This window comes from Pseudoalteromonas neustonica, from assembly GCF_001653135.1.
In the GTDB taxonomy this organism is placed as follows: Bacteria; Pseudomonadota; Gammaproteobacteria; order Enterobacterales; family Alteromonadaceae; genus Pseudoalteromonas; species Pseudoalteromonas neustonica.
Genome location: NZ_BDDS01000005.1, coordinates 222576 through 245799, shown reverse-complemented (window position 1 = coordinate 245799; position 23224 = coordinate 222576). Strand labels below are relative to the sequence as shown.

25 protein-coding genes are annotated in these 23224 nt (G+C 40.7%); 13 read left to right on the top strand and 12 right to left on the bottom strand.

Annotated elements, in window-relative coordinates:
- Nucleotides 1-22 precede the first annotated feature (22 nt).
- The 6 genes from A7967_RS09860 to cyaY are packed head-to-tail and all read right to left on the bottom strand — an operon-like array spanning nucleotide 23 to nucleotide 5803.
- On the bottom strand, nucleotides 23-1132 hold the full coding sequence (locus A7967_RS09860) for a heme biosynthesis HemY N-terminal domain-containing protein (protein ID WP_054205231.1): 1110 nt from the start codon (nucleotides 1130-1132) through the stop codon (nucleotides 23-25).
- The gene (locus tag A7967_RS09855) at nucleotides 1129-2976 is read right to left on the bottom strand and encodes a uroporphyrinogen-III synthase (RefSeq protein WP_054205232.1); all 1848 of its coding nucleotides are present in this window, start codon (nucleotides 2974-2976) and stop codon (nucleotides 1129-1131) included. The genes A7967_RS09860 and A7967_RS09855 overlap by 4 nt, the downstream gene beginning before the upstream one ends.
- On the bottom strand, nucleotides 2977-3915 hold the full coding sequence (gene hemC / locus A7967_RS09850) for a hydroxymethylbilane synthase (protein ID WP_054205233.1): 939 nt from the start codon (nucleotides 3913-3915) through the stop codon (nucleotides 2977-2979).
- 50 nt (nucleotides 3916-3965) lie between these two features.
- Complete coding sequence (locus A7967_RS09845; RefSeq protein ID WP_054205234.1) at nucleotides 3966-4802, bottom strand: DUF2914 domain-containing protein; 837 nt, start codon at nucleotides 4800-4802, stop codon at nucleotides 3966-3968.
- Nucleotides 4803-4826: 24 nt separating this feature from the next.
- The gene (locus tag A7967_RS09840) at nucleotides 4827-5483 is read right to left on the bottom strand and encodes an alpha/beta hydrolase (RefSeq protein ID WP_054205235.1); all 657 of its coding nucleotides are present in this window, start codon (nucleotides 5481-5483) and stop codon (nucleotides 4827-4829) included.
- Nucleotides 5480-5803 carry an iron donor protein CyaY gene (gene cyaY, locus A7967_RS09835; protein ID WP_054205236.1) on the bottom strand — a complete coding sequence of 108 codons (324 nt, stop codon included), beginning with the start codon at nucleotides 5801-5803 and terminating at the stop codon, nucleotides 5480-5482. The genes A7967_RS09840 and cyaY overlap by 4 nt, the downstream gene beginning before the upstream one ends.
- 134 nt (nucleotides 5804-5937) lie before the next feature.
- Here cyaY and lptM point away from each other — a divergent pair, with 134 nt between their 5' ends.
- From lptM to A7967_RS09795, 8 genes are all read left to right on the top strand, one after another.
- Nucleotides 5938-6129 (top strand): LPS translocon maturation chaperone LptM, encoded by a 192-nt coding sequence (gene lptM / locus A7967_RS09830; protein ID WP_054205237.1) that lies wholly within the window; start codon nucleotides 5938-5940, stop codon nucleotides 6127-6129.
- A gap of 3 nt (nucleotides 6130-6132) precedes the next feature.
- Nucleotides 6133-7386, top strand: a complete 1254-nt coding sequence (lysA, locus tag A7967_RS09825) for a diaminopimelate decarboxylase (protein ID WP_054205238.1) — start codon at nucleotides 6133-6135, stop codon at nucleotides 7384-7386.
- A 63-nt stretch (nucleotides 7387-7449) separates the two neighbouring features.
- Nucleotides 7450-8280: a diaminopimelate epimerase gene (gene dapF / locus A7967_RS09820; RefSeq protein ID WP_054205239.1), complete on the top strand. Its 831-nt coding sequence runs from the start codon at nucleotides 7450-7452 to the stop codon at nucleotides 8278-8280.
- A complete protein-coding gene (locus A7967_RS09815) occupies nucleotides 8277-8906 on the top strand; it encodes a DUF484 family protein (RefSeq protein WP_054205240.1) in 630 nt (209 codons plus the stop codon). The genes dapF and A7967_RS09815 overlap by 4 nt, the downstream gene beginning before the upstream one ends.
- On the top strand, nucleotides 8903-9868 hold the full coding sequence (locus tag A7967_RS09810; RefSeq protein ID WP_054205241.1) for a tyrosine recombinase XerC: 966 nt from the start codon (nucleotides 8903-8905) through the stop codon (nucleotides 9866-9868). The genes A7967_RS09815 and A7967_RS09810 overlap by 4 nt, the downstream gene beginning before the upstream one ends.
- A 9-nt stretch (nucleotides 9869-9877) precedes the next feature.
- Entirely contained in the window at nucleotides 9878-10600 is a 723-nt protein-coding gene (locus tag A7967_RS09805; protein WP_054205242.1) for an HAD-IA family hydrolase, read from the top strand.
- Nucleotides 10601-10607: 7 nt separating this feature from the next.
- A complete protein-coding gene (locus tag A7967_RS09800; RefSeq protein WP_054205243.1) occupies nucleotides 10608-11729 on the top strand; it encodes a retroviral-like aspartic protease family protein in 1122 nt (373 codons plus the stop codon).
- A 12-nt stretch (nucleotides 11730-11741) separates the two neighbouring features.
- On the top strand, nucleotides 11742-12101 hold the full coding sequence (locus A7967_RS09795; protein WP_054205244.1) for a HopJ type III effector protein: 360 nt from the start codon (nucleotides 11742-11744) through the stop codon (nucleotides 12099-12101).
- A 294-nt stretch (nucleotides 12102-12395) separates the two neighbouring features.
- On the opposite strand, the gene A7967_RS09790 is transcribed toward A7967_RS09795, so the two are convergent.
- Nucleotides 12396-12701 (bottom strand): DUF6482 family protein, encoded by a 306-nt coding sequence (locus A7967_RS09790; protein ID WP_054205245.1) that lies wholly within the window; start codon nucleotides 12699-12701, stop codon nucleotides 12396-12398.
- Nucleotides 12702-12786: 85 nt separating this feature from the next.
- Between A7967_RS09790 and A7967_RS09785 the strand changes: the two genes are divergently transcribed.
- From A7967_RS09785 to A7967_RS09775, 3 genes are all read left to right on the top strand, one after another.
- Nucleotides 12787-13479 (top strand): pseudouridine synthase, encoded by a 693-nt coding sequence (locus A7967_RS09785; RefSeq protein ID WP_054205246.1) that lies wholly within the window; start codon nucleotides 12787-12789, stop codon nucleotides 13477-13479.
- A gap of 81 nt (nucleotides 13480-13560) precedes the next feature.
- Nucleotides 13561-13935 carry a BlaI/MecI/CopY family transcriptional regulator gene (locus A7967_RS09780; RefSeq protein WP_054205247.1) on the top strand — a complete coding sequence of 125 codons (375 nt, stop codon included), beginning with the start codon at nucleotides 13561-13563 and terminating at the stop codon, nucleotides 13933-13935.
- A 9-nt stretch (nucleotides 13936-13944) separates the two neighbouring features.
- Nucleotides 13945-15156, top strand: coding sequence for a M56 family metallopeptidase (locus A7967_RS09775; protein ID WP_054205248.1), 1212 nt, complete (start codon nucleotides 13945-13947; stop codon nucleotides 15154-15156).
- Nucleotides 15157-15283: 127 nt separating this feature from the next.
- Here the strand turns inward: A7967_RS09775 and A7967_RS09770 are convergent, their stop codons facing one another.
- Nucleotides 15284-15667: an MAPEG family protein gene (locus A7967_RS09770; protein ID WP_054205249.1), complete on the bottom strand. Its 384-nt coding sequence runs from the start codon at nucleotides 15665-15667 to the stop codon at nucleotides 15284-15286.
- A 292-nt stretch (nucleotides 15668-15959) separates the two neighbouring features.
- Between A7967_RS09770 and A7967_RS09765 the strand changes: the two genes are divergently transcribed.
- A complete protein-coding gene (locus tag A7967_RS09765) occupies nucleotides 15960-16841 on the top strand; it encodes an EamA family transporter (RefSeq protein WP_197279073.1) in 882 nt (293 codons plus the stop codon).
- Nucleotides 16842-16906: 65 nt separating this feature from the next.
- Here the strand turns inward: A7967_RS09765 and A7967_RS09760 are convergent, their stop codons facing one another.
- The 3 genes from A7967_RS09760 to A7967_RS09750 are packed head-to-tail and all read right to left on the bottom strand — an operon-like array spanning nucleotide 16907 to nucleotide 19666.
- Complete coding sequence (locus A7967_RS09760; RefSeq protein WP_054205251.1) at nucleotides 16907-17224, bottom strand: DMT family transporter; 318 nt, start codon at nucleotides 17222-17224, stop codon at nucleotides 16907-16909.
- A gap of 3 nt (nucleotides 17225-17227) precedes the next feature.
- Nucleotides 17228-18760, bottom strand: a complete 1533-nt coding sequence (locus A7967_RS09755; RefSeq protein ID WP_064435645.1) for a carbon-nitrogen hydrolase family protein — start codon at nucleotides 18758-18760, stop codon at nucleotides 17228-17230.
- Between the two features lie 57 nt (nucleotides 18761-18817).
- Nucleotides 18818-19666 (bottom strand): MBL fold metallo-hydrolase, encoded by an 849-nt coding sequence (locus tag A7967_RS09750; RefSeq protein ID WP_054205253.1) that lies wholly within the window; start codon nucleotides 19664-19666, stop codon nucleotides 18818-18820.
- Between the two features lie 119 nt (nucleotides 19667-19785).
- Here A7967_RS09750 and A7967_RS09745 point away from each other — a divergent pair, with 119 nt between their 5' ends.
- Entirely contained in the window at nucleotides 19786-20868 is a 1083-nt protein-coding gene (locus tag A7967_RS09745; protein WP_231659040.1) for a GGDEF domain-containing protein, read from the top strand.
- On the opposite strand, the gene A7967_RS09740 is transcribed toward A7967_RS09745, so the two are convergent.
- Nucleotides 20850-23171, bottom strand: a complete 2322-nt coding sequence (locus A7967_RS09740) for a penicillin acylase family protein (protein WP_054205255.1) — start codon at nucleotides 23169-23171, stop codon at nucleotides 20850-20852. The genes A7967_RS09745 and A7967_RS09740 overlap by 19 nt on opposite strands.
- Between the last annotated feature and the right edge of the window lie 53 nt (nucleotides 23172-23224).

The following is a 23224-nucleotide window of genomic DNA, read 5'->3' as shown; positions in this document are numbered from 1 at the left end:
TGCCGATATAAGCCTATTTAGATTATAGGTAAAGATCCAGCGCTTTTTGTGGCTGTGCACTTTTACTATAACTAAGCTGAGCTTGTGCTAAGTAATCTTTACTGTTTTCAGGGTTTAACGCCTTATCAAATACACGTGCAGCAAGCTCGTATTCGCCATGTGCATTCGCTAAACACGCTAGCGATAGTAATAAGTCTTGATTATCTGGTTCTTTTTTCAGCGTATCTTGTAAGCTCGCCTGTAATTTCAGCGCATCTCCCGGTGCAGAAACGTTTAATACTTTGGCAAGATCATTATGTTGCTCTGATTTTTTAAGCATTTTTAATAAAGTTAGCTCAATTTCATTTAAACGCCCTACTTTTGCCATCACAGATAAATAAGCCATATGCGCTTTTACTTTCAAGCTTTTTGAGAGCTGTTGATATTTATCAATTAACTGCGAGTGCGGCTGTGCCATAAAATAAGCTGTGAATAATGACGACCACTGTGTATCGGTTAATGCTTGTTTACTTAATAAACGTGGCATAAATTGCTCAAGAGCCGTCCACTTTTGTTGTTGAACTAACACTTCCGCGTACATTTTCAGCTCTAATGCAGTTGCTTTTTTAGCTTCGGCTAATGCTTTTAAATCACCAGTCACCGTACTGCAATCGCCTGTGGCTAACCAAAGTTTAGCTGCTTTTAATTGATTTTCTGCTGAAATTTTCTCAAGTAAGGTAATTGCTTTATTTATCTCACTTTTTTGCAAAGCGGCTTTGGCTAATAAAGCATAGCGTACATCATGCCAATTATCTGCCACACTATTGTTTTCCAGCGCAAGCTCTAACTGCTCACTATCGCTGTTAATTAAACTCCAAATACCTTGTTCAATGGCTGCTTGCTTGCGCTCTTCACTGCGAGCAAAAAAGCGATGACGAGTATTACTGTATAAAGACCAAACATAGCGAATGAGTTTATAAGTAACATACAGTCCAAGTGCAATAACTAAAAATGCCGCACAAAAAGCAACAATTGAGCCCTCTAATGTAGTGTGATTAAACGAGATAAGTACATAGCCAACTTCACCGATTAACAAGGGTGATACAGCAAGCAAAATTGCAATGGCTAAAATAACCAAAATAATGCGTATCATTGTGCCCACTCCTTGACCTGCTCAGTACTTTTCAAAGTGATTTCAGGGTTAAAGTTTAGTGACTCTTTATTTAAGCCTGCCAATGTTTTAAGTACACTTTGTGTATGTGGATCATCTTGCTTAAAGTAATCGCTCACTAATACATGAGCTTGGTTTAAAGCGGTAAAATATATACTTGCTTGTTTAGTTAAAAGTGCATCTTGCGCTTGAGATAAATACAGACTTAAACGCTGCTTAATTAAATGACGCTCTTGCTCTGTTAATAAAGGCTCAATTGCAATATCTTCACGTTGACGAATTTTAATAAAATTATCTTGCAGCTGTTCCCATGTTTTAGCTACGTTTTGTTGCCAGTCACTGACATCTTCACTCAAAGCATCCTGCTTCGTCGTAGTTGCTACTTGTGGTAACGCCACCGCATTAAAATCTAACTTATCTATTTGTTCTAACACACCGTGAAGTTGTAAATAAATCGCTTCAGCAGGGATCGGTTTTACGATACTAAGCGCTTGCATATCACTATGAATTGCTTGGCGAATAGCACCGGTTCCTGGATGCTCTGCTAGTAAAGCATCTAATCGCGCCAGCACTGCGGCTGCACCTTTATAATCTTTCTCAGCCCATAACTTAAACTCGGCCATGCGTTGTAAACTTGTGACTTCGTGCGGATTAAGGCTGTATGCTTGTTGCTGAGCACGTTGCAATGCACTCTCTAGTTGCTTAGCTGTATTATCCGCATTCTCAGCCAAACTAGCAGCTACTTTTTGCTCACTATTAAATAACGCTTGTTGCAGTGTTTGCTGCGCTGCTTTCACTGCTTGCAATTCTTTACTCAATAATTGATTGTCAGCAGATAGCTGAGTAACTAATTGATTGGCTTGCTGCTCTGTATTAAATTTTTGATAAAATTGATAACCCACACCCGATGCAACGATTAGCGAGATAAGCAACGCTAAGCTGCCTGTTTTACTTATTTTTTGTTTATTATTTTGGTTCATCATGGGTTCTTTTTTAGCAGCTGGAGAAGTTGCCGCTGACTTTGCTGTTTGATTAGTTGATGATGCTGTTTTTACTTCAGCTGCCGGTGTTGTTGGCTTTGCATGTTCGCTCATAGTATTACCTTGACTGATGCAGGTAAACATAGCGCTATCGCTCGCACCTGCAGCAATGTGAATATTTTCCGAATTTACATGTTGTAGCTTGAGGTGTTCACAAATACGACTGCTAGCAACATAAAACTGGCACTGTCTTAACCATTCTAGTTGTTTTAAAGGAAGTTGATTAAAAATAGCATCAACCGCCGCATTACTAGTAATGACTATACCTTTAACATTAAGGCTTTGCCAGTGGTCTAGCCAGTTGCTTGGTTCCCCTTCGATTGGGGCTCGCTGATAAATCACTAAGTTATTTAAAAAAGCACTGCGCTGCTTTAATATTTTAGCTATTGTAGGACGACCATCTTTCCCCTTAACAAGCACAATATTTTGCCCGTCAATCTGTTGCAGCGACTGTAATGCAAGTAAACCTTCCGAATCATGCTGCTTAGGCACAGCGGCACGCACACCAAACCCTTGCCAAATGGCCTCTGCGGTTTTTTCACCTACAGCGTAAAACTGCGCTTTGGTGTTTATATCTGGTTTAAGTGCTAATAAAGCTTTGACCGCATCTTGGGAGATAAAAATAATTTTATCTGCGTTCAACAAAGGGGTTAATTGAGCGCTTTGTAGTGTGAAGTAATCAAGTGTTAAAACTGGAAATAAGGTCGCCTGATAACCCCCTTGCAGCAGCTTTTCTGCAAGGTCAGCGCCTTTTCCCTCTGGGCGAGTTATCAGGATATGTGACATTTATGCGTCTCGGTATACGTCAGCTAAAATTTTATCTGCACCTAATGCTAGTAGTTGCTCAGCTAATTGCACGCCCAACGCTTCTGCATCAATCGTGTTACCGCTAATTTCAGCACGTAGTATTTCACTGCCATCGATAGCGCCCACTAAGCCACGAAGATGAACCTGTTCGCCATCAACTAAAGCATAGGCACCAATAGGAACTTGACAACCTCCTTCTAAACGACGATTCATAGCACGCTCAGCATTCACGCGAATACGCGTTTCACTGTGCTCAAGTGGTGCAAGCAATGCTTTGGTAGCCTCGTCATCAATACGACACTCAATACCAACAGCCCCTTGTCCATTGGCCGGTAGCGATACTTCAGGCTCAATAAACGCTTTAATACGCTCATGCATGTCAAGACGAATCAAGCCAGCCGCAGCTAAAATTATCGCATCATATTGGCCGTCATCAAGCTTTGCTAAACGGGTATTTACATTACCGCGTAGATCACGAATCTCTAGATCCGGGCGCAACGCACGAATTTGACACTGACGACGCAAGCTTGAAGTACCCACAATTGCACCTTGTGGTAACTGCGCAATATCAGCGTATGTATTGGACACAAACGCATCGCGCGGGTCTTCACGCTCACAAATCGTGTGCAGCGCTAAACCTTCGGGAAAATCTACAGGCACATCTTTCATTGAATGCACGGCAATATCAGCACGGCCATCTAACATAGCTTGTTCCAGCTCTTTAACAAATAACCCTTTTCCACCAATTTTAGCCAGAGGTGTATCTAAAATAATATCCCCTTGAGTCGACATCGGCACGAGCTCAACAGTAATGTCTTTATGAAAATGCTCAAGTTGCGCTTTTACAAATTCTGCCTGCCAAAGTGCTAAGGCGCTTTTTCGGGTTGCTATACGAACGAGTTTATTTGTGTTTGTCATAATAAAAAGTATCCAATTTATGTTCTTTACTTAGCCCTGCGCTGCAGCGTTTATCTGGCTAATATACGAAATTCTTTTTGTGCTAATAAGTGACCTTGCTGATCAATCACGTCAACACGCCAGTGGCCAAGTTGCTCTGATAAAATATGCTTCTTTGAATAAGTACGATAACGCGGTGATGTGACATCAAGTTCAATACTAGCCATTATTTCGTTTTCATAACGCCAAACATGGGTCACTTTTTGCCCTTGTAAATTTTTAAGCTCACTAAAAAAAGCTATAGTATCAACAAATTCACCAATTCGAATATCCGCTTTTAAGACATTAACAGGCTCGCGCCCCACTACATCACGCGTCAATACTGCTCGGCTTACTTTGTCTGTATCTATTTTTGCACCCAACGCAACACTTGCAACATGGGCGGTACTGGCAAAACTTTTTGGCTGAGCGACTGTTGAATCAGTCTCATCTGATACTGTCGTAATGTCAGCTTCAATATTCAGTGCTGTTGTTTCACTTAGTTCTGACTCATCGTTATTAGCGCTCTGTAAATCAATGGCATGTTCAATCTCAGCCATCGAGTTATTTGTAATTAGCGCAGGCTCAACCTGCACATCATCACTTTGTTCAATTATAGGCGTAACGAAAGGGAGATCTTCATCAGCACCCTTCGTAGAAACTAATATCGGTACGTCATTTGACACATTAGGCAGATCATTTTGCTCAGCATTAACCGAGCCCAATAGGCTATAAGTAAAAACAACTAATGCAAATAAACCCAGTAAAGTCACAGTGGCAATGCGTTTCCAATGCCATTGATAGGTTACTGACGGTGCACTTGGTTCTGCACGCCTCATATTTGCTGTAATTACTATTTTTTGTTTCATTTTAGCCTCGGTTACTCAACACTATTAACTTAAGCGAGCAATTAACCATTGGCGAATAGCCGCTAGTTCTTCCCCACAAACCTGATGGCCCATTGGGTATTCTTGCCAACTTACATCCATGTTATGCGCTGATAATATGTCAAACGCATGACGACCCGCGCCGTAAGGCACAACCTGATCTTGGCTTCCATGAGCCATAAATACAGTTAAGTCTGTATGTTTTGCTTCTGCGGTTAATTTCTCTGGCACGCACATATACGTTGAAAGTGCCATTACTCCTGCAAGCTTTTGCTCTAAACGTGGAGCTAAATGCAGTGAAACAACACCGCCCTGAGAAAAACCAGCCAATATTATTTTATCTGCTGGAATACCTTTTTCAATCTCATGGCTGATCAACGCTTCAACTTGGGCGGCAGATTCCCGTACCCCAGTTTCATCCGCACGTTTATCAAGATCCATTGATTTAATGTCATACCACGAGCGCATTGCCATGCCACCATTAATAGTGACGGGTTGCACCGGCGCATGTGGAAATACAAAGCGTACGCCTAAATCATCAGGAAGTGAAAGTTGAGGTGCGACCGGTAAAAAACCATCACCAGAATCGCCTAGGCCATGTAACCAAATAATCGTTGCTTGATGCTTTGCTTTAGCTGGATATTCAACAAACTCTAAACTCATAATTCAGACTGCCATTGTACAGGTTGGCCGGCTTGACGAGTTGTTGCTTCATTCATAAACTGCCAAAATTCAGCACCAGAGCGGTTATCTATCCATTTATCGCCACGTAATTCAAAGTGGTGACCATTAAATTTTGTTGCAACCCATACTTGATGTAATGGTGCTTGCTTATTAATTACAATTTTACTGCGATCGGCAAAAATAATCTCCAAAATACCTTGTGCAGATTCATAATCAAGATCGGCTTCACAGTCATCCACTTGCTCTTCAATTGTGAACATAAGTGCTTCGGCTAATTGGTGGTATTCATGATCAGTCATTATTATTTCCTTTACGGCAGTAGGATAAATTTGCTTACGGTTAGTGTAACAGGAATAAAATCATCCGCGAATAGCTGCATTTTTTAGATATTCTGTTAATCTGCGATTATAAAGCCAGCAACACGATTAATCTAATGAAAGAGATGCATCTTAAAAAATTAAAACGACTTACCCCTCTTGGTGTACTACTTATCGCTTTAGCTGGTTGCGGACAAAGCGGACCACTGTATTTGCCTGAAGAAAATACGCAGCCAAATCAAACAGAACAAGTAACTGAATCAGTAGCAAACCAAGACACGCCAACAACCGAATCGAAACAGGACTAACAAATGGACTTTTTTGACTATAAAAATAATCAGCTGCATGGCGAAGACATCGCTGTCAGTGACATAGCAGCACAATATGGTACACCTTGTTATATTTACTCACGCAAAACATTTGAACGTCACTACCTTGCGTTTGCACAAGCGGCTAAAAACCATAAAAATTTAGTGTGTTATGCCGTTAAAGCTAATTCAAATATTGCAGTATTAAATGTGTTGGCTCGCTTAGGTTCTGGTTTTGATATTGTCTCTAAAGGTGAGCTTGCCCGTGTTATTGAAGCGGGTGGTGATGCCAGTAAAGTGGTTTTTTCCGGTGTTGCAAAAACAGCTGACGAAATTGCTTATGCGCTAAAGCTTGGAATTAAATGCTTTAATGTTGAATCTGTATCTGAACTTGACCGTATATCTGAAGTAGCCAATGAGCTTAATTTGGTTGCGCCAATTTCGATTCGTGTTAATCCTGATATTGATGCAAAAACTCATCCCTATATTTCAACTGGCTTAAAAGAAAATAAATTCGGTATTGATATTCTCACTGCAGTGAGCGTTTATCAATATGCCGCTTCATTACCTGGTTTGAAAATCACCGGTGTTGATTGCCATATTGGCTCGCAGCTCACCGAAATAAAACCATTTTTAGAAGCGTTAGATAAAGTACTCGCCCTTATTAATGACTTAAAAGCCAATGGTATTGAGCTAAGTCATTTAGATATTGGCGGTGGTTTAGGCGTGCCATACAATGGTGAAACACCACCACATCCAAGTGAATATGTGGCTCATATCACTGACCGTTTAACTGACTACCAACACCTAGAGCTGATTTTTGAACCCGGCCGTGCCATTGCCGCCAATGCTGGGATTTTAGTAACAAAAGTTGAGTTTATTAAGCAAAACCAAGATAAGTTCTTTGCAATAGTTGATGCGGGCATGAACGATATGCTGCGCCCTGCGTTATATCAAGCATGGCAAAATATTGTGCCGGTAACGCCACGCAATGACGATACCCCCACACACAACTTTGATATTGTTGGGCCGGTATGTGAAACAGGTGACTTTTTAGGTAAAGACCGCATGCTTGCACTACAACAAGGGGATTTACTTGCCCAACGTAGTGCCGGTGCTTATGGTTTCACAATGAGCTCAAATTACAACTCGCGCCCGCGCGTAGCTGAAATTATGGTTGATGGCGAACAAAGCCATTTGATACGCGCTCGTGAAACTGTCGAAAGCTTATGGCAGGGCGAGAAAATTTTACCATAAACTTTTTGTAACACGGCTGCTCTGTGGCATGATTAGCGCAGAGCAAATCCGAATTAGAGCGCTATGTTAGTTAATTTTTCCAAAATGCACGGCCTAGGCAACGATTTTGTTGTAATTGATAACATTACACAAAACGTTTTCTTGTCACGAGATCAAATAAAAAAACTGGCCGATCGCCATTTCGGCATTGGCTTTGACCAATTGTTAATGGTTGAAGCGCCCTATTCTCCCGATCTTGATTTTCACTATCGTATTTTTAATGCTGATGGCAATGAAGTCGAGCAATGTGGCAATGGTGCCCGCTGTTTCGCCCGCTTTGTGCGGATGAAAGGCCTGACCAACAAACACAAAATTACTGTGTCTACAAAATCAGGTAACCTCACCCTGTATATCGAAAAAGACGGCCAAGTGACCGTTAATATGGGGCACCCTAATTTTGAGCCAAGCAAAATCCCGCTTAAAGCCACTAAACGTGAACTGACATATATTATTCGTGCACAAGAACACACTGTTTTTAGCGGTGCGGTCTCAATGGGCAACCCTCACTGCGTATTAGAAGTTGACGACATAGTAACAGCCGATGTCAGCACGTTAGGACCATTGCTTGAGAATCACGAGCGCTTTCCGCAGCGCGTAAATGTAGGTTTTATGCAAGTAATAAACGAAGAGCACATTAAATTAAGAGTGTGGGAGCGCGGCGTAAACGAAACACTAGCCTGTGGTACAGGCGCATGTGCTGCGATGGTCATTGGCCAAATTCAAAATAAGCTAGCCACCACAGTGCAAGTTGACTTACCAGGCGGAAGTTTACAAATTCGCTGGCAAGGTGAAGGTCACCCAGTGCGTATGACAGGCCCTGCGGAGCATGTATTTGATGGTCAAGTTGCCTTATGAGTAACATTCCCAGTAAACTAACAAATGAACAAGTTAGTGAGTTTTTGCTAGAAAACCCTGATTTTTTACTGCAAAACCCAGCACTGTTAACGCAACTTGAATTGCAACAGCATGCTCAAGGCGCCACCTCTTTAGTGCATATTCAGCAGCGTCAATTGCGTGAACATAATGCAATGTTAAAACACAAAATTGATGAACTTATTGAACACGCAAAAGAAAACGAGCAAATTTATAGTTTATTTAGTGAGTGCCACCGCCAACTGTGGACTAATTATGACTTTAAAACGCTAGCAGTAAACTTACGTAATATTATTTGTACCAATGCGGCTATTAGTGAATGCCATTTACTTAAGTATGACACTAAGTTTGATGATTTAATTACACATCGCTTAATGAACGATGGTACGTACCTTGGCCGTGTAAGCCAGCAAGAACGCGATTTACTGTTCCGCCCACAAACACAATCAACTGCGCTTTACTTAATTGGCAATAGTAAACACCCAGTGGCTATTTTGGCATTTGGCAGTGATGATGCAAACCACTTTGAACCCGCCAAAGACAGCCTGTTTGTGCTTGAATTTGTACGCTCATTACAATTGAGATTACTGGAACTTGAGCTGGCATGATCGAGCCGCAGCCGCCAAGTGTTGATGAATTGCATGAGCAATTAAGCGACCAGTGGCGCACACCTATTCAATCATTTAGTGATTATCTGCGTTTTGAAAGGCAATACTCTCCACATACGATCACCCAATACACAACGCAACTGAACTTTGCTGCGTTGTATTTCAGTAAGCTATGCGATGATTGGTCAAGCGTACAAGGTGAACATATTCGCCGCTACAGTATGCAGCTCAGAAGCAAGCAACTGAGCGGGCGTACAATTAGTTTAAAGCTCAGCTGCATTCGTAGTTTATATAAATTTTTAAAAGCTAAAAATATCGCCCAACAAACACATTATCATAACCCTGCAGAGGCAATTAAAGGCCCTAAATTTGCCAAGCCATTACCTAAAAATCTTGATGTAGACCAAATGGCACGGTTACTTGATATTCAAGATGACGACCCTCTTGCGATTCGTGATCAAGCGATAATGGAATTAATGTATTCTTCTGGCCTACGTATAAGTGAGTTAGTTGGTGCTAACCTACAAGATATAAACCGCAGCGCCAAAGAAATTTTAGTACGGGGTAAAGGCAGTAAAGAACGCTTATTACCCGTAGGCGGTAAAGCATTAGAATCATTAAATAAATGGCTAAAAATACGCCCTCAATTTGCTCATCCTGACGAAATTGCGGTATTTGTTAGCAGTAAAAAATGCCGAATATCAGCACGTCACGTTAGGTCACGCATGCAAGAATGGGGAATAAAGCAAGGCATAAGTAGCCAAGTCCACCCGCATAAATTACGCCACTCTTTTGCATCTCATATTTTAGAATCTTCTGGTGACTTACGCGCTGTGCAAGAGTTATTAGGGCATAGCAGCTTATCCGCAACACAAGTTTACACTCATTTAGATTTTCAGCATTTAGCAAAAGTGTACGATAACACGCACCCTCGCGCCAAAAAGCGCACAGACCCAGAATAAGGAGCTTTTATGATCCGCTTTAATCGTGCTATTTCCCCTTTTTCCGTGCTTAGTTTTGACTTAGACGATACCTTGTATAACAATCGCCCCATCATTAAAGCCGCCGTACAGGCGCAGTTTGACTATTTAAACTCACTCACTCAGTGGCAAGCACAAGGTAGACATTATTGGCAACAATGCCGTGACCAAGCAGCTCAATCAAATCCCGCTTTAATTGATAATGTAACCCTATGGCGTAAACACACGCTTATGCTAGGGTTAAGTAAAATTGGTTATCAAGATGCTGAACTCGAATATCATGTAAATAATGCCTACACAGCATTTACTGACGCGCGCAGCAATATTGTCGTCAGTGAACAGGTACTCGAATTACTCTCCCAACTAGCTAAGCAATATCGCTTAATTGCTATTACAAATGGCAATGCTGATGTTGAACAGTTTAACTTAAAGGGAGTGTTTGAACTCGTATTACAAGCTGGCATGCATGGAAAAGCCAAACCACACCCAACCATGTTTGAGCAAGCTTGCGCGTATTTAAATGTCGCTCCACAGCAAATTTTACATATTGGTGATAGCTTAGATTCTGACGTACACGGCGCTCATAATGCAGGTTGCCAATCTGTGTGGTTAAACGATCAGCATATTAATTATGCTTACAAGGGGTTACCTGACATAGAAATTGCGAATGTGTTTGCTCTCAAGCAATTACTTAATTCTGCATCAGGGCAATAAAAACAGGATGCAAAGCACGCTATACGTCAAAGTCATCACACTGTTATTATTGGCCTCAGTCGCTTTAAATGGCTATTTTTTATGGCCAAAAGAGCAGGTGCAATTAGCATCAAAGCCGACGTTAATAACACACGAAAACACCTTGATAAATGATAAAAGCAAAACCAATCCGCTATATGAACAAGCCACAGCTGATTTTCAGCAACAGCGTTTTTCTCAGGCGGTTACAAGCTACCAAAAACTAAAAAAAATACACCCTTTACACGCTGAGCGCCTTTATTTTCACTGGCTCGATACGCTCGATAATTGGCTTAAAAATAATGAGCTCACCGTTGCAGATACTTTTTTACAAGCGTTTTTAAACAAGTACCCTTATGATATAAAAATGCTACGTCTTAATGCTGAGCACTTAGTTAAAAATCAGCAAATTCATCAAGCGATTGTCGCGTTTTTTTCTTTAAATTCATTCGCAAATGAGAGTGAGCAAGCTGTTATTTTACAACGCTTACAGCAATTGACCTTCGCACAAATAAATACGTTGAGCAAACAACATGCTTGGCAAAAAATCGTTTCTCAAACTTCTGTGTGGCTTGATTATGATAACGACAATCCTCATTACTTACTCGCATTGGCAAATGCGTATTATCAACTCGATGATATAACCAGCTCACAATCAACTTTAGAGCGCTTTGCAGTGGAACACCCGCTACAAAAACAAGTTGATGAACTACAAATGCAGATAACACATGCACAAAGTGGTGTAGATTTAATCTCACTCAAATCATACGGCGCGCACTATTTATTAAACATGCAAATCAATAGCTCATTCAATACCGAGCTAATGATAGACACCGGCGCGAGCTATACGGTGATACCCAATACAGTATTTCAAGCATTACGACCAATACCAGACTATATTGATAGCATAAGAGTTAATACTGCCAACGGCCAAGCAATTGCGCAGCGCTACCAGGTAGATTCCATTTTAATTGGCAAACAATATATTGAGAACTTTGAAGTATTAGTAATTGATAGTCATAGTGACTATGGATTGCTTGGTATGAACTTTTTACAATTGTTTAAATTTAATATAAACCAACAAACTAATCAGCTAGAGCTAGCTAAATAATTAAGGATAACTATGACACTCAATGACTTTTTAAGTCGCCTAGCGGACGAACCACAGAATATCGCTTTTGCAGATACAATGGCCGTGATCGAAGCAAATTACACATTTACACCTAGCGCATTTAATAATCATGGGCTGAAAAGCACTGCAACTGAAAACAATGGTTCATGTAAAATTTTTGCTTTTGCCAAACTCAATCAGCTAACGAAACAAAACACCTTAGATTGCTTTGGCGCATTTTACCGTGATGACGTTCTGAAAAATCCTGATAACAACGACCATATGAACATTCGTACTTTTATGTTGGCACCAGAGGCAACACCGTTTTTAGGTCTCACTTTTGAACAGCAGCCGCTATCAGAAATAGCCTAAAATACCCTAGTGCGAGTTGAACTTTGTGGATTGAAATTTGTTCAATCTAGGGGCGATTTAATCGCGGCGCGAGGTTTGTAACCTAGCGGGATCGATAACTGCTCCTGCGTTATTCTACTGGCTCACATCCATGTGAGAATAAGTAAAAATCGAGTAACAAAGAGTTAATCGCCCCTAGGAAGAACCCTTTGGGCAGCGCATGTCTGGCTTTATACTGCTGCAAAATTAATCACGAAAGGTCAACACGTCCTAATAGCGCGTTCTACATTGAATAGTCTCGCGCTACTAACAAATTTAGTATAAATGATTTTTACCATAAGGAACTTCTAACATATTGCTCGCTGTTTTTTCGCTTTGACCACACATTTCATCGTATGCACTGGTATGGCGTAACACCATTTGTGCGTAGCTCAAATGATCAAGGCGCTTTTGAATATGCAATGGACTCAGCCCTCGAATAAATTCACCTTTTTCGTCAGTGACATAATATTCAACGTTATTAATCATTACTGATACTTGGTATAACGCCATTTCCAATGAATGAACAATGACTTTTTGTAACGGTTGATGATCTTTAAGTTCTGATAATTTAATAGCCATGATCTGACCTTTTTAGTATTAGGTTAAATTATCTGTACGCAGGTTTGATATACTTTGATCAACTTAAAACCAAATGAATTAATTAATGACTGAACAAACTCGCCTTGCTAAATATATCGCTCATGCGGGTGTTTGCTCTCGCAAACAAGCCTCTCGCTTAATTGACGAAGGCATAGTAAGTGTTAATAACCGCCCAGCAAACCATATTGACCATGTTGATGATAACGACAATATACGTATCGATGGCAAACGAATTCAAGGGCGTGCTGCGTTAACCTATTTTGCTTATAACAAACCCGTTGGCATTGATTGTAAACTCAATCCAAATGATGCAAGTAGCCTCATTCACCATTTACCTAGTGGTACGCGTGTTTACCCCATTGGCAGACTTGATAAAGATTCCCGAGGCCTCCTAATACTCACTAACGATGGCGAGTTTTGTAATCAACTGATCCATCCTGACTTCCACCAGCCAAAGCGTTATTTAGTGACTGTTGATAAACCACTTGATGATAAATTTTGCCAAACAATGGCAAAAGGGGTGCCTGTTGATAAGCACATCACCTTGCCTTGCACAGTTGAAAAAATAGCTGAGCACCAATTTAGCATTATTTTAAAACAAGGCCTTAACCGACAAATACGTAAAATGGCGCATTATTGTGGCTATAAAGTTGTTGATTTATACCGTGAGCAAATTGCCGACCTTAATTTAGCGACTCTCAACTTAACTGAAAACACCCACCTTAAAATAGACAAATCTAACATTTTAAAAAATTAATTTATTTTTCATAAACTAGTTGCAAATTATGATTACAGGTGTAATCTGTTATTGAAGATTACACTTGTAGGCAATATATTAATGATTGAGTTATCTAAAGCAGAATTTGAAGTGCTTGATGCCCTGTGGGTTAACTACCCTGCCACAGCAAGCCAAATTATCGAACGCTTAAGTGACGAAAAACAATGGCACGAAAAAACCATTAAAACTTTACTCGGACGCTTAGTAAAAAAAGGCGCTCTGAGCTTTGAAAAAGACGGTCGCCAATACATTTACACGCCTTGTATGGAGCGTGCTGAATACACACTAAAAGAAAGCCAAAACTTTATCGAACGCTTTTTTAGTGGCCGTATTGCACCTTTGGTAAGCGGCTTTGCTAAATCCGAGCAACTTTCTCAACAAGACATCAATGAGCTAAAAAAAGTGATTGATGAGTGGGAAAAACAGCAAAAGTAAGGGATTACTATGTTAGAAATTACCTTTAACTGGCTTATTGAACAGCAATTATTAATCAGTGTAATCATATTCAGTTTACTCATTTTAGAGCGCTATTCGCTTAAGTGGCTCAGTGCAAATTTTGTGTATAAGTTATGGTTATTACTACCCGTTGCACTGCTGCTCGTTAATTTACCCGCGCATTTAAAGCCATTACAAAGCTCGATTATAAGCACGATGCTGATCACCCCAAATCAAGCACTGAACACTCATTTCAGTATTAGCTGGGCACTATTGTATAACGTAGTGCTTGGGTTATTGCTTATTGCTACGATTGTGACGCATCAGCGCTTTATCAAGCAATTAAGACTAACCAAGCTTAATGATGAACAACTGACCATCAGCAACCCTAATATACAGTTACTACAAAGTGAGGTCGTCAGTACCCCCATGGTGATTGGCCTATTTCGTACTCAATTAGTGATGCCAACCGATTATATGCAAAAAGTCGATAGTGCGTCATTAGCACTGATCATAGAACATGAAAAAGTACATATAAAACGCGCCGACAATTTATTCAACATGCTGCTATTAACAACCACCTTGGTGTTTTGGTTTAACCCATTAGCATGGCTTGGCTACATCAGCTTTAGGCGTTTACAAGAGCTTTCATGCGATGAAAAGGTACTCAAAAATAAAACCACCCAACAACGGATTTTATACAGTAAAGCGCTAGTAAACTGTGCTGCAAATACCCGCACCGGCTTAATGGCATATTCACACTATGGAGATAAAAACACGATGTTACAACGACTCAATCAAATCAAACACACTGGTAGTAGCTCAATTATTGCCAAAGGCGCACTCCTGATTTTTGCTGCGGGAATGCTAAGTAGCTTTGCTATTGCAAAACAACCTGATGGGATGAAAAAAGTGGATAAAATCACGCCAATTATCCGTATTGAACCAAAATACCCCACTCAAGCCGTCGAACAAAGTATAAGTGGCTCAGTAGTATTAAAATACGATATTAGCCCAACAGGAAAAACACTTAATGTATCGGTTGTCAGTGCTAGCCCTGACGGTGTATTCAATAAGGAAGCTAAAAAAGCGCTAAAACAATGGGAATATAAGCCGTCGGATTCAGGCTTTAAAGATTTGCTCGTACAGTTAGACTTTGCAATAAATGATGATTATAAATCAAAAGATTTAATAGAAAAAATTACGGTTGCTTCCAAGTAAGCATTTGTACCCAAAGACCCCAAAGCAAGCGCCTTGTTTAAGCCGCTTGCTTTGGCGTTTATACTGCAGCAAAATCAATCACGAAAGGTCAACACGCCCAAGTAACCTCAGCTTTTTAATCAACGTATTACATACTGACCGCAATCATTGCCACGGCAGAACCTAAGCCCACAAACCACACCAATGAACGTAATACATCTAAATTTAAGTAATAAAAAACACAATATAATACACGTGCAATAATATGGGTAATAGCGAGCAATTCGGTTACCTGATGAACACTGTTTGTCCCTAACACCACCGCCAAAGCCACTGCGAATACCGCCAAAGCTTCAAAACAGTTTTGATGTGCAGCTAAAGCTCTTGCGCCAAACCCTGTTAGCTTAGTTTGCTGGTCGCGCGGATGTTTATTATCGTAGCCATCGAGTTTGTTCATCGCGAACGCCACCGGAGCCTTAGCAAAGTAAGGCATCAGTACAGCAAGTAGTGCGCAAATAAGTAATATCGTCATTGTTATTCCTCGTTAACCTGAGTTTAAGTTAGTTAAAATTTTAATCAACTTAGCACAGCTAAACTCAACTCGTTATAACTTAAGACACAATTCGAGTAATAAAAAAGCCGCGAGCGCTTATATAAGCAATCGCGGCTAGCAATAACATCACACTAACTATAGCGCAGCGTGAGGTATTTGAAACTGTGGCATATTGTCGCAGTTGATGAATATTCATAAGCGGTAATCCTCCCTCGCTTTAAACTTCGCTGCCTGTTAACTTACCTCTCACTGCTATTTTTTTGTAACGATCATGATCTGGATATTTTTCACTTTTTTAGCCGCCTTTATGCAAGCGTGGCGTAATGCACTGCAAAGTAAATTAAGTAATGATATGAGCGTAGCGGGTGTAACATTAGCGCGCTTTATTGTTGCCAGCCCTATTGCCGCGATTTATCTCTATTCACTTTATCAATACCAGCCGACTGCTATGCCCTCATTTAATAATACCTTTTGGGCCTTTATTGTAGGTGCAAGTGTGATGCAAATTATTGCTACTGGTTTAATGGTTAAGCTATTTAAAATGAACAATTATGCTGTGGGTGCTGGGCTTGCAAAAAGTGAAGCGCTGGTTGCCGCAATTCTAGGCGTACTGTTTTTTGGTTCTGCACTGAGTTTACTCGGTTGGTTAGGGGTGTTTTTAGGCGCTATCGCTGTATTGATACTCAGCGGTATTACTAAAGTTAAACAGTTTAATTTAACCACCGCCTTGCTTGGGCTTACCTGTGGCACCTGCTTTGCGCTTACTTCGTTGTGGGTGCGTGAAGCAAGCTTAAACTCGGGCCTATTATTTCCTCACTCTGCAGCATGGGTCTTACTATTTGTGATCAGCCTACAAAGTATTATGTTACTTGTGTATTTAGCTATTAAAGAGCCGCACACATTAAAGCAAATGTGGCGCTATAAAAGAATGGTCAGCTTAGTGAGCTTCTTTAGCTGTATAGGATCAATTGGCTGGTTTAGTGCCATGAGTTTACAACATGTCCCCTACGTTAAAACGCTGGGGCAGGTAGAGGTTTTCTTTACCATGTTGATCTCGGTGTTATGGCTCAAACAGCCTTTAAAGCGCCAAGATACCGCGGGGCTTGTATTAATCGCTATTGCCGCGGTATTGGTAATGTTGCCCACCAATTAAATAACTTCCACTTAAATAAAAAGCGGCTCACCAAGTAGCCGCTTTTTATTTTTTAGTTATTCCACTTAATGACTTATTTTTAAGGTAATTACACCGCTGATAATCATTAATACACCGGCTATACGGCCAAATGTAGCGGCATCATTATAAAAAAGGATCCCCACTATAAATGTCCCGGCCGCGCCAATACCAGTCCATACAGCGTAGGATGTCCCCATTGAAATATCACGCTGTGCCAGCCATAACATAAAGCCACTGGCAACCATAAACGCCACGGCAACACCTATACCCAACCAACGATTTTCACCCTCTTGTGACATTTTCAATCCAACAGGCCAACCTATTTCAAGCAGGCCTGCGATAATTAAATACACCCATGCCATTTTTTAGCTATCCCTCTTTTTCAAAATAACGTCGTATAAGTCTTCACGACGATCTTTTAAGTTACGGACGGTGCCTTCGCTGTGGAGTACCTTTAACTTATCCATATCTAAATCACTGAATAACAGCATTTCAGTATTGGGAGTGGCCTCGTTGAGCGTCGCATCGTGTGGGAATGAAAAATCCGACGGAGTCAGTACGGCTGATTGCGAATATTGCACATCTAGGCTTTCTACTTCTGGTAAATTGCCGACAGAACCTGCAATGACTACATAGCATTCGTTTTCAATGGCGCGAGCCTGTGCACAATGGCGAACACGTAAATAACTGTTTTTAGTGTCTGTCCAAAATGGTACAAACAGAATGTCGAGCCCTTGCTTTGCTAAAATGCGCGACAATTCAGGGAACTCTACATCGTAACAAATTTGAATACCCACACGCCCTGCATCAGTTTCAAACACCGCTATTTTATCGCCACCTTGGATCACCCAATCATTTTGCTCATGCGGGGTAATATGAATTTTACGTTGCTCATCAATTTTACCGCTACGGTGACATAAATAGCTGACATTATAAATTTTATCGCCTTCGGCAAGCGGCATTGAACCGGTAATTATATTGGCGTTATATTCAATCGCCATTCGCGACATCGCATCACGAAAAGTCTCTGTGTATTCAGCTAAATAACGAATTGCTTCGGTTTGATTTCTTTGTTCGCTGAGCCCCATTAATGGGGCATTAAAAAATTCAGGGAATAAAATAAAGTCACTTTTGTAATCAGATACTGTGTCTACAAAATACTCAACCTGCGTGAGCATTTCCTCAACCGATGCAACACTACGCATTTGCCATTGCACAGCACCAACTCGCACTATCGATTTGGTCGATTCGAGTACAGTGTCAGTTGGTTCAAACATAATGTTATTCCACTCAAGCAACGTGGCATAACCAACCGAGTTTTGATCTTCAGGCAAATACTTTTTAAGCAATCTTTTAACCTGAAAGTCGTTCGATAATTGAAAGCTCAATATAGGATCATACAGTTCCTTATGATCCACCTTGGCGATATATTCTGTTGGTGTCATTTCATTGCTGTGATTGTAATAACGAGGAATACGCCCGCCCGCTAAAATGGCTCGTAAGTTATACTGACGGCACAATTCTTTACGTGCATCATAGAGTCTGCGGCCTAAGCGCATACCTCGGTGAGTTGATGAAATAACAACATCAAGCCCATACAACGCATCGCCATCGGGGTCACTAAATACCCGATCATGACCGTCAACAATATCTTCGTAGGTATGTGGATTTGAAAAACGTGTGTAGTCAACTTGCACACTGAGCGCAATCCCTACTAATACACCATCATCAACCATACCTAATTGACCTTCTGGGAATTGGTCTATCAACCTAAAAATAGTATGGCTAGGCCATGCCCCGCCTAAATCAGGATAGGCTTGGTCCATCAATGTTTTAATTTGTGGATATTGTTCTTTTGTTAAGTTACAAATCTCTAGATGGGTCTTTTCTGCCGGCATACACAACTCCTTTAGGCGTAGGACATTAGTTTGTGGCCACCGCAGTGGCCAAATTTATTATTTTAAGCTTCGATAAAACAGTGTAGTAACGCGCTCTTTTGGTAACCACCCTGCAAATTCAATATTCAACTGGGCAAGAGGATCCGCTTTTAGTACATGTTCTAAACTGGCATTATCTTTCATCGCATTGAGCATAATTGCTTTTGCTCTAGCAACCAAGTCACGATATACCACCAGCTCTGAACGCTTGCTTAGCGGCCCATGACCAGGAATAATGTGCGTGTTATCGTTAATGCTTAGTAAAACATCGTCAACCGCATTTAATATGCCGTCAACACTACCACCACTGTCTACATCTACAAATGGTAAACCACCTGTATTAAAGAAGATATCACCCATGTGCACAATATTTTCTGATTCGAAAAAAACAACGGCATCGCCATCGGTATGCGCATGAGGGTAATGCTTGAGCTTGGCGTGCTCGTTATTGAAATGCAACGTTAAATCATCATTAAAACTGATGCGCGGTAAGTAGTCAGAGCCCACACCATGCTTTTCAGTTAATCGCTTATGTACATTATTATGTGCGATGACATGAGCCCCCGCTTTCGCAAAGTTTTCATTACCCCCAGTGTGATCGCCGTGATGGTGTGTATTTATGACAAACTGAGCACTGCCGGGTTTTAATTCAGTTAACGATTGCTTGATCTGCTCAGATAACGTTGCAAACTGGTCATCAACAATATAAATGCCATCGTCACCAACACTTGCAGCAATATTGCCACCTTGGCCAAATAATACATACACATGCTCACTGATTTTTTGTGTTTTAACAACGCTTTGTTCAGCATGACAACTTAAACTTAAAAGTGCTGACGTAATGAATACCGGAATTAATTTTTTCATTATTGTTCTCTTATTTTATATGTAGGATAAATATAGAACGTTATGCTCATTATTTTCGCTCAAATTAATTTTTTATCTCCTATACTTTTAAAATGACTCACTCACATTTAGGAGCCCTTTTGACAACATCAGAACAACCCCTACATGCAAGTCTTGATGACGTTGAGCAAGTGAAATTTCAAATTATCAAAAAAGTGGCGTACTTTGCCTTAGCAACCCACGTATTACTGATATTATTTTTTGCGCAAATTGGTGCTCTGACTTTAGCAATTGTCAATATTTTTAGTGTCCTTGCTTGGGGCTCTGGGATCTTTTTAATAAGCCAAAGGTTGCATGCATTAGCCTTGCGAATATTTTGCATAGAAGTGGTATTACACTCGATTTTGGCATGTGCAACATTAGGATTAGAGCTCGGTTTTCAATTTTATCTATGGACCATTTCGTCAATGCTGTTAGTTGATTATCAGCTTAAATTGAAGCAAGCTGTGATTTACAGTATGACATTAATAATTACCTTTGCTGGATTGTATTTTTTCTTTGCTGATGTCACTTACAACTATGCATATGTATCACTTTTACCTTACATTAATATTATTAATATTATTATCGCCGGGCTTCCCATGATTTATGCATTTAGCTTGATCAGAGAGATCTCGATTTCACAGCGTATTGAATTAACTGAAATGGCAGCAAAAGATCACCTTACTAAATTATATAACCGGCGTTTTGCTAAACAGTTAATTATAGAAACTCGTCAAAAAAGCATCATGGCCGACAACCAAATTTGTGTAGTTATGGCTGATATAGATATGTTTAAACAGATCAACGACACCTATGGTCATGATAAAGGTGATGCTATCTTAACGATTATTGCAAGCGCACTAACAAACCAATTAAATTCAACCGATATTATTGTACGCTGGGGTGGCGAAGAGTTCTTGATCGTCCTCGCTAATACTAATGAAGCGGATGCTTTTGTACGTATTGAAGCATTACGCAATCACATACAAGCGCTATCACTTTTATCTATTAAACCAAATCTAACCATTACTATGAGTTTTGGTTTAATAGAATGGCGTCCTTTGGCATCATTAGAAAAAACATTACAACAAGCCGATGCTGCACTTTATAAAAGTAAAAACGATGGCAGAAATATGACCACCATCGCCACACCAGAACAAGACTACATGATAGGTGTATAATTTAGACTTACAGGTGTTATTACAATTTGATGGTTCAGCTTTTGCGGTAATAATGGCGTGAGTTCCGCTGCAATATAGCCCATGAAACCCGCTCGATAAAAAGGTGATAACGGATGCCCAGATTGCCCTCCAGGAATAGCCATTACTGCTTTATCTAGGTGGCCTGGTTGAGCTATAAATCGCTGTGAAGCACCAAAGTTTGGCCCTTGCACTGCTGGCATAAAACTATCACCAAACCCTGCCGCTTTAGGCATATTTAATAAATTACTTAATTGAGGGATCTGCTTTGAAAACGGATGTTCAATGACTAATTCATTCACCTTACCCCATTGCCAATTTTGAATATCACTGCCAAATTCCAGCGTTAAATTTTCAATCGTTTTAATAAACGCACCGACTAATTGAGCATCCCAACTTTTAAATTGAGGATTGAGCCAACTGCTTGGCTGCTGCTCAATTAATTGCCAAATTGCAGGCTCTAAATCACGCTTAATATAACGCAGCGATCCACCCTCGGTTTTTAGCTTTGCCTGCATTGCACTAAAGGCAATGTTAATTACTTCATCACGATAGCGCCTTACTAAAGTGTACCCTATAGACTCTGCACATGCGCACGCTTGCCAGTTTTCAACTGCGCTAATATAGCGCTTATTCTCAAGACTATTTTGATTAAGCTGCCTAAGCAACAAGGTATGCCATGGCTTTAAAAAGCGCGCCTCATTATCATGTTGTAATTGATTAAAGTCAGCTTCAGTAAACTGCTGTTTTTCGTTAAGCCGGTCACGTATTTGACTAGAACGTGCGCCAAGCGCATAACCACCATTACCAAAACGCTTATTATCTTGCGCTGACACAACGCGAGAATTACCCGTCCATAAACGACCATTTTCAGGGTTTTTAACGTCCGGCCTAATTAATTCATTATCCTGCCACTGCGCTGAATAATCACTTTCCTGCACAGCGAGTTCACTAGGTTGAATACGCCCAGGAATTGCCCCCATATTTTTCCATGCGGCATTCCCCTGACTATCGACCACCATTAGGTTTTGTACGGGTATACCCACATCACTTGCAATTGTCAGCGCATCGTCAACCGTAACTGCCTGCTCGAGTTTTAGTAAATCCATATCAACCGCATAAGATTGATGTGCAACCCAACTTAATGCGTAACGTTTACCGCTAATTTCACGCACTGGTCCATAATTACTGAGCGTAAGCTCATAGGGCTGTGTTGTACCATCAGGCAACCTAATTTGCTCTGTCACTTGCCAAGTTTTACTCTCTGCATCAAGCGCAACCCAATCAGCCGTATCAAGGTAACCGTTCGTGAAACCCCAGGCGATTTTATTATTAGTTCCCACCACGATAGCCGGCGCGCCGGGTAAAGAAACCCCCGTTACTTGAGTCGCTTGCCCCGACACTACATAATTAAGTTGAGCTCGATACCAAATAACAGGAACCGCCATCGATAAATGCATATCGTCAGAAAGCATACCCGCACCCGTTTGTGTTAATTGCCCTGTGACCGCCCAGTTATTACTGCCACGCTCTTGATTAACTGCAATTGATTGCCATGCATAAGCATCTGGTATTGCAGGATCTTGCTTTCGCAGCTGCGGTATGTCATCTATGTATTGACTAAGGAGACTGCCATCTAATGCTGCTTGGAATTTACTTGGCTGCGTTAAAAAGGCCACCATTTCTGCGCCATATAATTGCTCTATTTGTATTAACGCTTTATCTCGTTCGAATGTTGCCGTTTGCAAATCCAAATACATACTAAAAATCACCAGTAAACTATCTTCACTGCGCCACGGTTTTTGAGCCGCGCCAGTTAATATATATTCAAAACTAGCAAACCCTATTTGCGCTAACCCTTCATTGACACCCGCAGCATAGCTTTTTAGCAATAGCTGATCAGCCGCTGGCAACTGCTTAACAATCGAGACACTACGTTTACGCAATTGATGAAAACGCATTTTTTTATCCAACTCTAAAGCTGCCTCACCAAATAGCTCACTCAATTCTCCTGCTGCGTTTCGGCGCAATAAATCCATTTGAAAAAACCGATCCTGCCCATGCGCAAAACCTAAACCATAGGCAGCATCATTTCGGCTATTAGCATTAATCACCGCTTGCCCTAATTCATCTCGGGAAATTGTCACTTTGTTACCGACTTCATGGCTGTGTCCGTTACCATCAAGAGTTGGTAAGCTTAATGACAGAGCACCATAAATGATACCGGTAGCAGCAAGCCCTAAAATCAGTACTGTTAGTCCCAACCACTTAATAATTTTTAGCATGAACGTAATCCTTACAAATGAGTTGCCCTATTCTAAGCATACTTTTATGAAAA

What these genes read in the sequence shown, in the direction of transcription:
- A7967_RS09790 (WP_054205245.1), bottom strand. Translation starts at nt 12,701, where the DNA reads ATGGCTATTAAATTATCAGAACTTAAAGATCATCAACCGTTACAAAAA.
- lptM (WP_054205237.1), top strand. Translation starts at nt 5,938, where the DNA reads ATGAAAGAGATGCATCTTAAAAAATTAAAACGACTTACCCCTCTTGGT.
- dapF (WP_054205239.1), top strand. Translation starts at nt 7,450, where the DNA reads ATGTTAGTTAATTTTTCCAAAATGCACGGCCTAGGCAACGATTTTGTT.
- A7967_RS09805 (WP_054205242.1), top strand. Translation starts at nt 9,878, where the DNA reads ATGATCCGCTTTAATCGTGCTATTTCCCCTTTTTCCGTGCTTAGTTTT.
- hemC (WP_054205233.1), bottom strand. Translation starts at nt 3,915, where the DNA reads ATGACAAACACAAATAAACTCGTTCGTATAGCAACCCGAAAAAGCGCC.
- A7967_RS09855 (WP_054205232.1), bottom strand. Translation starts at nt 2,976, where the DNA reads ATGTCACATATCCTGATAACTCGCCCAGAGGGAAAAGGCGCTGACCTT.
- cyaY (WP_054205236.1), bottom strand. Translation starts at nt 5,803, where the DNA reads ATGACTGATCATGAATACCACCAATTAGCCGAAGCACTTATGTTCACA.
- A7967_RS09760 (WP_054205251.1), bottom strand. Translation starts at nt 17,224, where the DNA reads ATGGCATGGGTGTATTTAATTATCGCAGGCCTGCTTGAAATAGGTTGG.
- A7967_RS09860 (WP_054205231.1), bottom strand. Translation starts at nt 1,132, where the DNA reads ATGATACGCATTATTTTGGTTATTTTAGCCATTGCAATTTTGCTTGCT.
- A7967_RS09810 (WP_054205241.1), top strand. Translation starts at nt 8,903, where the DNA reads ATGATCGAGCCGCAGCCGCCAAGTGTTGATGAATTGCATGAGCAATTA.
- A7967_RS09840 (WP_054205235.1), bottom strand. Translation starts at nt 5,483, where the DNA reads ATGAGTTTAGAGTTTGTTGAATATCCAGCTAAAGCAAAGCATCAAGCA.
- lysA (WP_054205238.1), top strand. Translation starts at nt 6,133, where the DNA reads ATGGACTTTTTTGACTATAAAAATAATCAGCTGCATGGCGAAGACATC.
- A7967_RS09770 (WP_054205249.1), bottom strand. Translation starts at nt 15,667, where the DNA reads ATGACGATATTACTTATTTGCGCACTACTTGCTGTACTGATGCCTTAC.
- A7967_RS09785 (WP_054205246.1), top strand. Translation starts at nt 12,787, where the DNA reads ATGACTGAACAAACTCGCCTTGCTAAATATATCGCTCATGCGGGTGTT.
- A7967_RS09765 (WP_197279073.1), top strand. Translation starts at nt 15,960, where the DNA reads ATGATCTGGATATTTTTCACTTTTTTAGCCGCCTTTATGCAAGCGTGG.
- A7967_RS09845 (WP_054205234.1), bottom strand. Translation starts at nt 4,802, where the DNA reads ATGAAACAAAAAATAGTAATTACAGCAAATATGAGGCGTGCAGAACCA.
- A7967_RS09775 (WP_054205248.1), top strand. Translation starts at nt 13,945, where the DNA reads ATGTTAGAAATTACCTTTAACTGGCTTATTGAACAGCAATTATTAATC.
- A7967_RS09740 (WP_054205255.1), bottom strand. Translation starts at nt 23,171, where the DNA reads ATGCTAAAAATTATTAAGTGGTTGGGACTAACAGTACTGATTTTAGGG.
- A7967_RS09795 (WP_054205244.1), top strand. Translation starts at nt 11,742, where the DNA reads ATGACACTCAATGACTTTTTAAGTCGCCTAGCGGACGAACCACAGAAT.
- A7967_RS09815 (WP_054205240.1), top strand. Translation starts at nt 8,277, where the DNA reads ATGAGTAACATTCCCAGTAAACTAACAAATGAACAAGTTAGTGAGTTT.
- A7967_RS09755 (WP_064435645.1), bottom strand. Translation starts at nt 18,760, where the DNA reads ATGCCGGCAGAAAAGACCCATCTAGAGATTTGTAACTTAACAAAAGAA.
- A7967_RS09800 (WP_054205243.1), top strand. Translation starts at nt 10,608, where the DNA reads ATGCAAAGCACGCTATACGTCAAAGTCATCACACTGTTATTATTGGCC.
- A7967_RS09750 (WP_054205253.1), bottom strand. Translation starts at nt 19,666, where the DNA reads ATGAAAAAATTAATTCCGGTATTCATTACGTCAGCACTTTTAAGTTTA.
- A7967_RS09780 (WP_054205247.1), top strand. Translation starts at nt 13,561, where the DNA reads ATGATTGAGTTATCTAAAGCAGAATTTGAAGTGCTTGATGCCCTGTGG.